This window comes from Microvirga roseola, from assembly GCF_020866965.1.
GTDB classification, from domain to species: domain Bacteria; phylum Pseudomonadota; class Alphaproteobacteria; order Rhizobiales; family Beijerinckiaceae; genus Microvirga; species Microvirga roseola.
The window spans coordinates 1-10,898 of sequence record NZ_JAJATX010000087.1 but is presented as its reverse complement, the minus strand read 5'-3'; the positions used below and the strand labels follow the sequence as shown (position 1 = coordinate 10,898).

Genomic DNA, 10,898 nt, shown 5'->3' with positions numbered 1-10,898 from the left:
CCCTCAGACGGGATGAACAACCTCCTCAGATCTCACAGCTAGGCCTCGCCTCGGGACCGATGGTCGGGTTCGATGCCGAGGGCGTGGCGCGAGTTCGGCCTCGCGCCGGATGAAGTGCCAGTCATGCTCGTCGCGGCTGGCCGCGCCGCTCCGGGAAACTGGCTGCAGAAGCCCCGCCGCCCGCTTAAAGAGGTTCTGGAGATCGCATGAGACCGCACGCTTCCGACTTGCTTCTGACGGCCATCGCGCCCGCCATCTGGGGCAGCACCTATGCCGTCACCACCGAGTTCCTGCCGAACTACTCGCCCATGACGGTTGCGATGCTTCGCGCCCTGCCGGCCGGGTTGTTGCTGCTTCTGATCGTACGGCAACTGCCGACCGGGATCTGGTGGAGACGGGTCTTCGTGCTCGGCGCCCTGAACTTCTCGATCTTCTGGTGGATGCTGTTTGTCTCTGCCTATCGGCTCCCTGGCGGAGTGGCGGCAACCGTCGGCGCCGTCCAGCCGCTGATCGTGGTGTTCCTCGCCGCAGCGTTGCTGGGGAGCCGGATCCGCCTCCCAGCTATCATCGCAGCGGTCGTTGGGGTATGCGGCGTCGCCCTGCTCGTTCTAACGCCACGCGCGGAACTGGATTTCGTCGGAATTGTCTCAGGCTTCGCCGGTGCCGCGTCGATGGCGCTCGGAACCGTGCTAACACGCAAGTGGCAACCGCCGGTGTCGTTACTGACCTTCACTGCTTGGCAGTTGTCAGCAGGCGGCCTCCTGCTCGTGCCGATGGCAGTTATCATCGAAGGGGCAATCCCCGCTCCTATCCCTGAGAATCTCATTGGGTTGGCCTGGCTCGGGCTTATCGGCGCGGCGCTGACCTACGTGTTCTGGTTTCGAGGCGTCGCGCGATTGCAGCCAGCGATCGTTTCCTCGCTCGGATTCCTCAGTCCGGTCACGGCAGTCCTGCTCGGATGGGTGTTCCTTAACCAACAGCTGTCGGAGTTCCAGGTCCTCGGCATCTGCCTTATCCTCAGCAGCATTTGGTTTGGACAGCGTCATACGCCTCGCACCTTGCCGCCCGCAGGCACGCGACAGCCATCGTGAGGGGTAACCTTGCACCAGCGAGCCAACTCATTCCACCACAAGGAACGGCTGAGTTCCTCCGCCTCTCTGTGGTCCTTAGTTAATCCCATACATCAAAAGGAACACTCGATGTCCTTTAAAACTACTTTGACTGTCCGTGACGCCTCATTGTCTGCCACCGATCGGGTGCATGACGTGGACGCAATCAGGTGCGTTGTCGCCGCTATTGAAGAGACGCAACGCAGTCGCGATGCCGACCGTTTCATGCAATTGCTTGGCCGGGACGCCGTCTGGGTGACAGCGTTCGGCAAGCGGCTCACGGGATGGGAGGAGATCAATTCCTTCACTCAAAAGGTCCTTACTCCGGCCCTGGACGACCAGCTTGCGACATACGAAATCGCTCATGTTACCTTCCTCAGTGATACCGTGGCCGCTGTGAATGTACATCAGAGACCAGTGGACAAAGAGGGCACACCGATCAGGTCCGAGCCTGAGGGACGTCCCCTCTACGTGATGAAGAAGGAGCATGGGACGTGGATAATCTCAGTCGGGCAAAACACAAAATTTCAGGCTGAATCAATCGATGCTCAATCTAAAGAAATTGCCAATCGTTAAATGGAGTTGCTTCGGTTTAGTCGGGAGCGTTTTGCTCCGGGCGAACTGCCTGAACAATACCGCCGACGAGGAACTGGCCGCCGCACCTGTGAACTTCGCCAGCGGGCGTGACGATGCCTGGTGAGACAGGCCGAAAATTACCTGTCACCTTTAACGATATGCTGCCAATTGAAATGGGGCTTCGACCAGCGATGCAGGACTACGAGGCGTGGGAGCTCGAACGGCAGTTCTGGACGGGCGGACTGGAGTTCTACGAGCGACATCTTGACTGCGAGTGTCTTATGGCTCTTCCGGGGGTGGGAGTGATGAGAGCGGCGGAGATCCTTGCGAGCATGAAGGATGCGCCGCGGTGGGTATCCGTCGAGATGGCCGAACGCGCGATGACCAAGCCCAGCGAGATCATTCTGGTCCTCGCCTACCGTGCGACGGGGCATCGCAACGGGAGTGCTCCGTATAACGCCGTCTGTACCTCAACGCATCGCGCAGCCGGCACCATGTGGAAGCTCGTCCAGCACCAGCAGACTCTCGTCCGCTGAGCTCATTCCATGTTGGGGATCATAGGGTTGCGTAGGGCACCATGCAGCGGGTTGGACTGGAATAATTTTTAAGCGAGACCTGTTAAATAGGATCACTCGGGCCGGGTTCGTCGTGCCCATTCCAGGTTAACGCAACAGAGCCGTCTCCATCGCGATTGACGGTTATGTGACGCCTCGGGAAATTGGCCTAGCGCTGAAGTTTAACCAAAGCTGATCCGCAGTCGCTCAAGCGCGTGTGGCACTGCGTCGCAAAATTCGGGAGCCCTGTTGCAGAGTGATCCGGCCCAGGCGCAAGTCGGCACTGATCGCGCGACGGCGGGCGTGTACAAGTATAATCAAAGGTGAAGCCAGGCAGCGACTCCGCCGCTTCACTCGACTTTCCACTTGGTATCAGTAACCCTAATACGCCCGAGGATTAACTCAGCGGTGAGGTGGGAACTCAAAATATGTACGTGGCCAGCATGCTTTCCATTGCAGTGATCGGCTTCAGCTGGAAATAGCCAACTCTGTGCGAAACACAATTCTAGCGTTTCCGCCAATGCGGACCGCGTTGGGCTGTCCACTCATTGGATCGACCGCAACTTCGACCCTGACCTGCCCCGGGCGGCCGATCACCTCTCCCTGCCGTATCAATGCCGTCAGTCCAGAGCGCCTTGCATCGGAACCAGCCAAGTCATGGCGGATCAGGTAAGCCCCAAGAGGTCCATTGGCGTTGCCCGTGACGGGATCCTCGGCAATGCCGATCGCAGGCGCGAACATGCGGCCATGCGCTAGAAATCCCGGGTCAGGATCGCTGAGCGTGAACGGGTAGTAGCCATTGCAGCCGATCTTGCGGCTGAGGGCGCTCAGGGCTTTGAGATCGGGCCTGATGCAATCGAGCTTCGCGCGATCACGTATCGGCACCATCACCTTCGAGTGCCCCGTCGAGGCGACCTCGATGGGCCCCTGTCCAAGGTCACACTCCCTGATGCCAAGGGCCGCAACCAGCGCGCGGCGGTCCGTCTCCGACAATATTGGGCCGAACGTCGGTGGTTGTTGCTGGATCCAAATGCGAAAGTCACCATCTTCTAATCGCTCGACGTCGATCCGCTGCACGCCGGCTCCGGTCAGTTGACGCGTGCTCCCCTCGGGGATCAATCCTTCGACTGCCCGGACATAATGCGCGGCGATCGTCGCATGGCCGCACACGGGGACTTCAACGGTCGGTGTAAAAAAGCGGACCAAGACATCGTGATCGCCTCCGCGAGGCCTCAGAACGAACGCCGTCTCGGAATTGTTCAGTTCCCGTGCAATTGCTTGCATCTGAGCTTCGCTTAGGCCATCAGCCGCGAGCACGACGCCGGCCGGGTTCCCTTCAAACGGCGCCTGCGTGAAGGCGTCAACTTGATAGACTTGGTAGGATGCCATGATGCCTCTCAGTTGGGTCGACCTGCCTGCCGAACGGGCAGATAGCTGACATAGGAATTTTTTTGCACGTTTTCGTCGGCGCTCTGGGCCTCTCAGATGATCCGCGCGAGCCGGGGTGACCATCTACCGGCATCATTCAACCGCGGGAGCGACGGTTTTCGGGGCGGCAGCCCGCCGCAACGACCATCCCAGGTTCATGCCCGCCGCAGCGATTAGGATAGCGGCAGCTCCGGCCACCTGGGCAAGATGCAGCCGGTGGCCAAAGGCCAGCACGTCCACCACAATAGCAACCACGGGATACACGAAGTAGATCGAGCCGGTGAGGTGCGTCGGCAACTTCTGGATTGCGCCGTACTGCAACGTAAACATCAGCCCAGTGTAGAATATGCCGAGCACGGCGAGCGTGCCCCATGTTCCCGCGTCCGTCGGCAACTTCGACAGGTCCGCGAACGGCAGTAGCATCACAATGCCGATGCAGACCTGGATCAGCGCGATCAGGTGCGGCGGGGTCCCGGTGAGCTTTTTGGTAAAGAGGGCCGTGAGCGCGTAGAAGAAGGCGGCTCCGAATGCCATCAGAATGCCGGTCAGGTAGTCGGTACCGACATAGCCTACGTCGGGCTTGGCCTGCACGATCAGGACCATGCCGGCAAAGGCGAGCCCGAGCCACATCAGCTTGGTAGCGGTGAGCCGTTCGGACAGGAACAGGACCCCCAACCCGACCAGAATGAAGGGCTGGGTGCTGTAGACCGCAGTGGCAACAGCGATTGAGGCGCGAGAGTAGGAGCCGAACAGCAGCAGCCAGTTGATCACAATGGCCACGCCGCCGAGCGCGGAATAAAGCAGAACCCGGCGATCCAGGATTCCACGCAGCACACCTAACCCGGCGCACACGACCAGCAGGGCGGCTGCCCCGAAGATGCAGCGCCAGAACACGAGGGTCAGCACGGGCTGTCCCGACAACACGACGAACCACCCAATGGTACCCAAGATCACCATCGCGACCGTCATCTCGACGGTCCCGCGCGCTCGTTCACTCATTCCACTTCCTCCGGTTCAGCGGGAGGGCAAGCTTCGGAGATTTACGAGCCAGCTTCCATGACCCATGAAAGAGTGTAAAAGGAAAACACCTAATTTTATTAGGGCCGAAGGTTAAATCGCCTAATGGAGTAAAATGTGCTCGATGAGACCGATCGTGAGATCGTGGAGATCTTGCTGAGGGATTCCCGCACTTCGCTGAAGGAACTCGCCCAGGCAGTTGGACTGTCGTCGCCGAGCGTATCGGAGCGGCTGCGGCGCCTCGAGGAGCGCGGTGTCATCCGCGGCTTCACAGTCGAGGTCGATGCAAAGGCGCTCGGTTTCGCAATCCAGGCTATCGTGCGCATCAAACCTCTGCCGGGCAAGCTTCACGTGGTACAAAAGCTGATCGAAGAGACCCCGCAATTCGGGGAGTGCGACAAGGTCACGGGCGACGACTGCTTCGTCGCCCGCCTCTATGTGCGCTCGATCGAAGAGCTCGATGGCCTCTTGGATCGCATTGCCGACAAGGCAGAGACGAGCACAGCCATCGTCAAGTCGCAGCCGATCCCCAGACGCGCCCCTCCGCTTCAGAGTTCCTAAGTAGCGCCTTCTGACGAATGGCGCATTGTCTTACGCCAAAATGTCACGTTCGGGTCGTTCCTGTCGTCCTGGGTATCTGACGTTCTGTGTCGCATCCTGGAGGGGCTTGCAGCTTTCTGCCGTGCACGNGAATGGCGCATTGTCTTACGCCAAAATGTCACGTTCGGGTCGTTCCTGTCGTCCTGGGTATCTGACGTTCTGTGTCGCATCCTGGAGGGGCTTGCAGCTTTCTGCCGTGCACGTGATGTGGTGGTGGAGAAGCGAGGACGCGGCTACTCGCTGCTGAGCCGACAGAGCGGCGCGCCTGTGGCGCGCCTTCGCCTGACGACCGATCCCGCAAAGGTGCAGGTGCTGTGGTGGGACGGAGAGCGGTGGAAAGCTCCCGGTCCGTTCGGCACGCCCACCATGACCCTGGAGCGGACCTTGGACTTTATCGCCTCAGAGCGTGCGTTTTGGATCCACGCCTGACCCTCCGACGCCCTCAAAAATGGCCAAACTCCAGCTGAGGATGCGTCGCAAATTTGGAGCTGGCACGCAGAGGTGGTCGGGACGCATTTATAAGGTTAGGCAGCGAGCATCTCAAACTGCTCCGCAAGTGAGGGCCGCAGATTGCGGGCGTAGTGCGCCTGCTGTTTGCGCATCATGTGCACCATTTCACTCCTGTCAGCATCGAATGCAAATCGAAAGGTTTGCGTCTAACCCAAGAACGCGAATTCCTCACCCGGACCAAGCCGGCATTCGGTAGTAAAAACCACCAGCACTTACCGGATGCACCGGCATGAGGCTTGGGCGCCCCTTCATCCGTGAGAACACCCATGGATCCCAGTTACGCCACGGAAAGGCTTTGGCTCCCGTCAGCCTGGTGCGCCAACCAATCCCGGAGCATCCCCGTCCGACTTCGCCGATACCGTTCTTCAAGCAAGTGGATTCCGATCAGCCGGTCGGTTTGGAAGTGACGATACCCCTGGCGCACCTCGCACCAGCCGACCAGTATCCGTCCATCGGTTAAGTAACCGATGGCAAATGGCCAGATTACCCTTGTGCTCTCATACCTGCCGCCGCCCCGGTATTGGATCTCGCATTTGTGCTGGCGCCGAATCGCTTCACGGAAGTCCGAGAGGTTCTCCGCTGCGAGGTGAGCGGATCCGGCGGATCCAACGCGTTATGGAACCGCGCCAGGATGTCCCTGAGTTTCGCCAGGGCATCGACGGGGCCACTGACATCGGTCGGTCTGCAAAGGTGGACACCCAGCGCTTGTCCATCAAGGCTTCCAATCTTACCAATGCGGCTCAAACTTAAGGCTAAAGCAAACCACAACATTTAGGTTCGCCTTTTCAGTCAGTCTGGTATGGATCCCATCCCTATCCTTGCTCCGGCCGTCGGTGAGGACATCCATTTCGATTCTATGAAGGCGACCTGATCATGGTCCTCCACACGCAAACGCTCGGCGCAGCCTTTATTCTGCTCTCGCTTGTCCTCGGCATATCACTGGTATTTTCCTGGATCTTGAACCGGACTATCCCCGCATTGCTTTGGTGGGGCTCGGCCTTTTGTTTGGCCTTTGCCGGAATGGGCTTGGTCGCCCCACGCACTGGGGAGCCTCCTGTTTCCATCCTACTCCTCTCCAACGCGTTCATGGCTCTCGCCTATGGATCGCTTTATGCTGGATGTCGGGTTTTCAACGGGCGCCCCTGGCCCCTCCCCTCGTCCGTGATCGGCGCTGTCCTCTGGGTAGCGGTTTTTCCGGCGATTTTTGACTCTCCAGGTGCGCGACTAATCGTAATGTCAGCTCTGGCCGCAACGTACTCCTTCTTGTCAGCTTTCGAGCTATGGAAACACAGCGGTCAGAAGCTCGCCTCCCGCCATGTCGCGGTAACTCTTCTGGGCGCTCTTGCCGTGTTCCACGTGGCCCGGGCTCGTCTCGGCCTGTCATTGAGCTCAATCACTTGGATTGATGCGTTTTCGAATCGCTGGTCATCCGAGATGGGCTTGTGTTAGTGGCCTATGTCCCTGGCCTTGCGTTTGTCTTCCTGTCCATGGCTAAGGAAAAGGTCGAGATCGAGTACAAGTTTGCTGCGCTCGTAGATCCTTTGACTGGCGTTCCGAACCGCCGTGCCTTCCTCGAAAACGCCCAACGACTTGTCAGATCAGCCGGCCACAAGCCTGTAAGCTGCCTCATCTTCGATCTCGACCGCTTCAAAGACCTCAACGACAGTTTCGGACACGATATCGGGGATCGGGTTCTGCACCTTTTTGGAGAGGTTCTGAGCCGACACCTACCCGCTGGATCTTATGGACGGCTTGGAGGAGAAGAATTCAGCGCTGTCATCGCCCTGCATCGGGCAGAAGCCGAGGTCGTGGCCCAGAGGATCCGAGCCGACTTTTCCAACGCAGGCAAACTCGTCGGCGGTGAACCGATCATGGTCACCGTGAGCGTCGGTTGCTCAACTGCAGCAGGTGAGAGCCCGGAAACTCTAATTCAAAAGGCCGATGTCGCTCTCTACCAGGCGAAGCGATCCGGGCGCAATTCTGTTGTTACTGCGCTGCCGGACTGACCACATCCCCATAAGTCCATCCAATAAAGAAAGCGCCCAATGGGCGCTTTAGGTACCAACCTCCGTGGGATAAAATGGCGGTTGGCATCTGGCAACATTCAGCTTGCTGCCTGGAGTCCGTTCAGCAATGACATCGCCATCATGCGCTGGCGGATGTCCGCAATTACTCGAAGATAGGGCTCCCGTCGCTCATGATGACGGCTGCGCAAGCTCTCGGCAATCTGTCGCTTCAACTCCGTGCTAGCCCTACTCCGCTCAAGCTTCTCCATCTCGAAACCATGCTCTAGATCGATATTTGAAAGCGTCCGGACGGTTTCGTCCAACAAGCGATTCAAGTCGAGAGGTCGCCTTGGTTGGGCCATGGCTCGACTCAAGGCGGCAACGTTCTGTCCGCTGGGCATCGGACTTCCTTCCCTGTTAGGCCTACCGCTTCTGAGGCGCGGTAGTAATTTGACACGGATAGTCAGTCATAAGAGCTTGCATGCCGCACCACTACATTCATAGCACTCTGCCGAATACGCGATATACCCTCTCGGGCAAAGCTATCCGGAAGAGGTACAAGCCATAACCCTAGTCTCATCTGCGGATTTTCTTCCGACTCACTCTCGAACTACAGCGATGATATAGAGACACCGAGCAGTCGAATGCCCTTGGGCATAGGCAACAGGGCCCGTAAGAAGTCGAAGGCTCGCGCTCTCTAGTGCACCATGTTCGCTGACGGCCCTCGCATACGATCGGCTCCTGGTGATCTCAAAGTCCGTAAACTTCACCTTTAGCGCGACCGTCCGCCCAGCCGTCCCGTTGTTTCACTATGAGCCCAGACTCTGTCGAGGATCGGCCATCCCGCATGAACGTGTTCCCGGCGCCGATAAAACTTCCGGACCCAGTTCGGCCGCGCTGGACGTTGGTCGGCTCCCCGGGCGATATCACAGCAATAGAGACCCGACTTGCCAAAGTCTTCGACCAGGAAGTCGAGGCTTTTCGCCCGCAACTCCGCGCTGGTGATAATCCCAAGGCGAGCATCTTGGCTTCTACCGCGGGAGCCCCCTTCATATTCTCTGTGACGTCGAGATATGTCTCAAAGCGACCGGCTCTAGCGGATCACCTGTGGCCGATCGCTCGCCGTAAGGCATCTACGACAACCTTTGCACGAGTGTCGGTTGCGCGGTCGCGGAACCGCGAGATGTTAGACGGAACTCGGAACAGCATCGTGGCGTCTTCCACCATGGCCACGGTGTCCTCTAGCTCGCCGGGCGGGACCAGACCGCTCACGATTTGCTTGAGGTCGCGGCTCAGTTTGGAGACGTGTTCTGCAACCACGTCCATATGATCCGCGGCGAGTTCCAGATAGGCATTGAAGAGCTTCTGGTCGGCATCGTGTAGGTCACGCTTTAGCGACAGGATGCCGAGAACCCAACGTTCAAGGCGCTCGCCCGGCGGCAAGTCTAGCGCAGCGATCCGACTGGACTGCCCCTCGATCTCCTGGAACCAGCGCGACGCAAGCTCTCTAACAAGATCGGCCTTGGTTGGGAAGAAACGATGTGCATAGGACTGGGACATGCCAATCCGCGCTGCGATCTCGGAAATAACAAGGCGGCGGCCGTGCGTTTCCGCGAGCATACGTTCCGCTTCGTGCAGTAGTTGCGTCTTGATCGCAGCAGCATCAACTCTCTGACGGGCCATTCAGATCCACCGCCGCACACGACTAGCGTATGTATTGTATTCTGACCCGAACACCGCGCGAAGCGTGCGCTCCTCATAGGGAATGTACCAGAAAGAGGCGAACGCGAAGAAGGCAAGTGGTAGTAGCAAGGCGCACCAAGTGTTCACGTAGAAGGCGGCTCCCACCAGCAGCAGCAGAAACCCTAGATACATTGGGTTCCTGCTGAACCTGAAAACGCCGGTGGTCACTAGTCTTTCCGGCCTCCTGAAGGTGTGGATTTCCGTGTCGACCCTCTTGAACTGAATGCGCGCCCAGATCAGGACAATGAGGCCGAGTGCGAGCGGCACGTCCCAAGGCATGTCCCTGTCGGACCGCATCACGAAGCCCCCTGGATGGTACAGCCACAAGAGAGCCAAGGGAAGCAGCAGCGCGAGAAACAGCACAGGCGGGATGAGTCTGGTCATGGGCGCCTCCAAGAATGCTGAATAAATGATAAAAACCATGTTTTATCACAAAACGCAAGCACGTCGCGAGTTGCGGGAACCGCCTGTTGGACGGCGAATGTCCAATCCAACCGTGCAAGACAGATCGCGATATTGACGAGTCGGCCGTCAGGATCAGGCCTGAACTGCTTCTGCTATGTCACAGCGTAACTGCCAACCGACAGACCGGAGGCCTCCAGCCGGGCGTCGAGCCGCAGTATGGCAACTGTGGTTTGCTCCAACCGCTGGCGACGGCATCCCACGCCAGAACGGAAAGCGGCACCCTCAACTCAATTGATTAGAGGCCAATATCTAGTGTTTTCAGCTATTCCCCAGCGAGTCTAAGCTATTGAAAGCACGTGGCTTGCTCCGAATCTAAACACCGGAACGAGCAAGTAGAGCACCAAGTTGCCGATGCCGTTGGGGGCGTACCCCCGTCACAACCATGTTTATTGCGAGCAAAGCAGACGGACATCGGCACTCTTGAAGCTCCGGTTTCGGGCGGATAGCGCCGGTGCGCCAGCCGATAAGAGAGGTGTACTTCCTCCACTCTATTGCCATGGCTTACGTCGCCAACTAGCCTCCTACCTGTGACTAGCCTGTCACCGGAGAGGTGGTGCGCGAAGCTCCACCATAAGGAACTACAAGGGACCAAGGACGAGAATGGCGACTGGAACTGTAAAATGGTTCAATGAAACCAAAGGATATGGCTTCATCCAGCCCGACAACGGCGGCAAGGATGTGTTCGTTCACATCAGCGCAGTCGAACGTGCAGGCCTTCGGAGCCTGAATGAAGGCCAGAAGATTTCCTACGAGGTCGAGGCAGACCGCCGTACCGGTAAGGAATCCGCCGTCGATCTCAAGGTTTAGCATCCCATGCGTCGGCGGTTCGGACCGCATCACCATCAGCCGCTCCACTCGGAGCGGCTTTTGCTTGTGTGCCGAGCATGTTC

11 protein-coding genes and 3 pseudogenes are annotated in these 10,898 nt (G+C 58.5%); 8 read left to right on the top strand and 6 right to left on the bottom strand.

Annotated features, from left to right (window positions below; genetic code table 11):
• From LG661_RS23070 to LG661_RS23055, 4 genes and pseudogenes are all read left to right on the top strand, one after another.
• Window positions 1-210: pseudogene (locus LG661_RS23070) on the top strand (hypothetical protein); the annotation flags it as partial.
• On the top strand, window positions 207-1,091 hold the full coding sequence (locus LG661_RS23065; protein ID WP_230534338.1) for a DMT family transporter: 885 nt from the start codon (window positions 207-209) through the stop codon (window positions 1,089-1,091). The pseudogene LG661_RS23070 and the gene LG661_RS23065, both read left to right, overlap by 4 nt.
• 108 nt (window positions 1,092-1,199) lie before the next feature.
• Window positions 1,200-1,685, top strand: a complete 486-nt coding sequence (locus tag LG661_RS23060; protein ID WP_230534337.1) for an SgcJ/EcaC family oxidoreductase — start codon at window positions 1,200-1,202, stop codon at window positions 1,683-1,685.
• Window positions 1,686-1,858: 173 nt separating this feature from the next.
• Window positions 1,859-2,221 (top strand): hypothetical protein, encoded by a 363-nt coding sequence (locus LG661_RS23055; protein ID WP_230534336.1) that lies wholly within the window; start codon window positions 1,859-1,861, stop codon window positions 2,219-2,221.
• 486 nt (window positions 2,222-2,707) lie between these two features.
• On the opposite strand, the gene LG661_RS23050 is transcribed toward LG661_RS23055, so the two are convergent.
• Window positions 2,708-3,628, bottom strand: coding sequence for a PhzF family isomerase (locus LG661_RS23050; protein ID WP_230534335.1), 921 nt, complete (start codon window positions 3,626-3,628; stop codon window positions 2,708-2,710).
• A gap of 132 nt (window positions 3,629-3,760) precedes the next feature.
• Window positions 3,761-4,666 carry a DMT family transporter gene (locus LG661_RS23045; RefSeq protein ID WP_230534334.1) on the bottom strand — a complete coding sequence of 302 codons (906 nt, stop codon included), beginning with the start codon at window positions 4,664-4,666 and terminating at the stop codon, window positions 3,761-3,763.
• A 135-nt stretch (window positions 4,667-4,801) separates the two neighbouring features.
• Here LG661_RS23045 and LG661_RS23040 point away from each other — a divergent pair, with 135 nt between their 5' ends.
• Window positions 4,802-5,245, top strand: coding sequence for an Lrp/AsnC family transcriptional regulator (locus LG661_RS23040; protein WP_230534333.1), 444 nt, complete (start codon window positions 4,802-4,804; stop codon window positions 5,243-5,245).
• A 252-nt stretch (window positions 5,246-5,497) separates the two neighbouring features.
• A complete protein-coding gene (locus LG661_RS23035) occupies window positions 5,498-5,713 on the top strand; it encodes a hypothetical protein (protein WP_230534332.1) in 216 nt (71 codons plus the stop codon).
• A 358-nt stretch (window positions 5,714-6,071) separates the two neighbouring features.
• Here the strand turns inward: LG661_RS23035 and LG661_RS23025 are convergent.
• Window positions 6,072-6,359: pseudogene (locus LG661_RS23025) on the bottom strand (helix-turn-helix transcriptional regulator); the annotation flags it as partial.
• 883 nt (window positions 6,360-7,242) lie between these two features.
• Here LG661_RS23025 and LG661_RS23020 point away from each other — a divergent pair.
• On the top strand, window positions 7,243-7,800 hold the full coding sequence (locus LG661_RS23020; protein WP_230534331.1) for a GGDEF domain-containing protein: 558 nt from the start codon (window positions 7,243-7,245) through the stop codon (window positions 7,798-7,800).
• Window positions 7,801-8,399: 599 nt separating this feature from the next.
• Here LG661_RS23020 and LG661_RS25570 read toward each other — a convergent pair.
• The 3 genes and pseudogenes from LG661_RS25570 to LG661_RS23010 form a co-directional block, all read right to left on the bottom strand.
• Window positions 8,400-8,588, bottom strand: a pseudogene (locus tag LG661_RS25570) (hypothetical protein); the annotation flags it as partial.
• A 313-nt stretch (window positions 8,589-8,901) separates the two neighbouring features.
• On the bottom strand, window positions 8,902-9,483 hold the full coding sequence (locus LG661_RS23015; protein ID WP_230534330.1) for a TetR family transcriptional regulator: 582 nt from the start codon (window positions 9,481-9,483) through the stop codon (window positions 8,902-8,904).
• Entirely contained in the window at window positions 9,484-9,927 is a 444-nt protein-coding gene (locus LG661_RS23010; protein WP_230534329.1) for a methyltransferase family protein, read from the bottom strand. It abuts the gene before it with no gap.
• Between the two features lie 681 nt (window positions 9,928-10,608).
• On the opposite strand from LG661_RS23010, the gene LG661_RS23005 reads away from it, so the two are divergent.
• Window positions 10,609-10,815, top strand: coding sequence for a cold-shock protein (locus tag LG661_RS23005; RefSeq protein WP_230534328.1), 207 nt, complete (start codon window positions 10,609-10,611; stop codon window positions 10,813-10,815).
• Window positions 10,816-10,898: the final 83 nt, after the last annotated feature.